The following is a 1,222-nucleotide window of genomic DNA, read 5'->3' on the forward strand; positions in this document are numbered from 1 at the left end:
CTCACGCCCCCGCCTCGCCCGACACCGGCTCGCCGATCACCACCCGGTCGCCTTCGGCCAGGCCGTCCTTGACCTGCACCTTGACGTTGTTGTTGATCCCTGCCTGGACCTTGCGCACCTGGGCGAAGCCCTTGCCATCGATCACCCGTACCGGGAAGCTGCCGTCGGCGTCGCGAGGGCCCAGTGCCGCCACCGGCACGGTGAGCACGCCCTGGGCGGTGTCGAGGACGATGCGCACCTGGGCGGTCATCGAGATGCGCAGGCGGTGCTCGGGGTTGGGTACCTCGAACAGTGCGTTGTAGAACACCGCGCTGGCCTGCTTGGCCGCGCCGCTGTTCTTGTCGCTGCTCTCCAGGTAGTTCTGCGGCGCGGGCTCCGTGCCGCGCAGCTTTGCGTAATAGCGCTGGTCATCGCCGAGGATGGTGAAGTACACCTGCTGGCCGGGGCTGATATGGATCACGTCGGCCTCCGACACCTGGGCCTTGATGGTCATGGTGTCGAGATCGGCCAGTTTGAGGATCACCGGCGCCAACTGGTTGGAGATCACCGTCTGGCCTTCCTGGGTGACGATGCCCACCACATGGCCATTGATCGGCGCGACGATGCGGGTGTAGCCGAGGTTGACCCTGGCGGTGTCGATCTGTACCCGGGCGCTCTTGATCTGCGCGTCCAGCGAGCGCAGGTTGGCCTGCTGCACCTCGAACTCGGACTCGGCGCTCTCGAAATCCTGGCGCGAAATCGACTCGTCGTCCTGCAGCACCTCGTACCGCTCGTAGACCCGCCTGGCCTGCTTGAGCTTGGCCTGCACCGAGCGGCGCTCGGCCTGCAGCTTCTCCTCGTCGACCTCGGCCTGGCGCAGGGTGTTCTGCGGCACCAGCGGGTCGATCTCGGCCAGCCACTGGCCCTCGCTGACCTTGTCACCGAGCTTGACCTTCAGCGACTTGAGCTGCCCGGAAACCTGGGCGCCAACGTCCACCTGGCGGATGCCCTCCAGGGTGCCGGTGGCCAGCACCGCGTTCTCGATGTCGCCACGTTCGACCGTGGCGGTGATGTACTGCGGCGGCTTGGCCGGGGCCTGCACCGCGTACAGCACGATGCCGGCGACCAGGACCGCGGCGAGCCCAAGGGTGATCTTGCGAAACTTCGTCTTTTCCATAAAACCGTTCTTCCAGAATCCGCTGAGGTCCCGTGGGCGCGGGCATGGCCCGCGCCCACGACGGTG

General features: G+C 66.7%; 1 protein-coding gene. It reads right to left on the reverse strand.

Annotated features, from left to right (window positions below):
- Position 1: 1 nt before the first annotated feature.
- On the reverse strand, positions 2-1,156 hold the full coding sequence (macA, locus tag AC25ND_RS10475) for a macrolide transporter subunit MacA (protein ID WP_088853023.1): 1,155 nt from the start codon (positions 1,154-1,156) through the stop codon (positions 2-4).
- Positions 1,157-1,222 lie beyond the last annotated feature (66 nt).

The organism is Pseudomonas sp. P110(2024) (genome assembly GCF_057480795.1).

Coding starts and splice junctions, on each gene's coding strand:
- macA (WP_088853023.1), bottom strand. CDS start 1,156: ATGGAAAAGACGAAGTTTCGCAAGATCACCCTTGGGCTCGCCGCGGTC.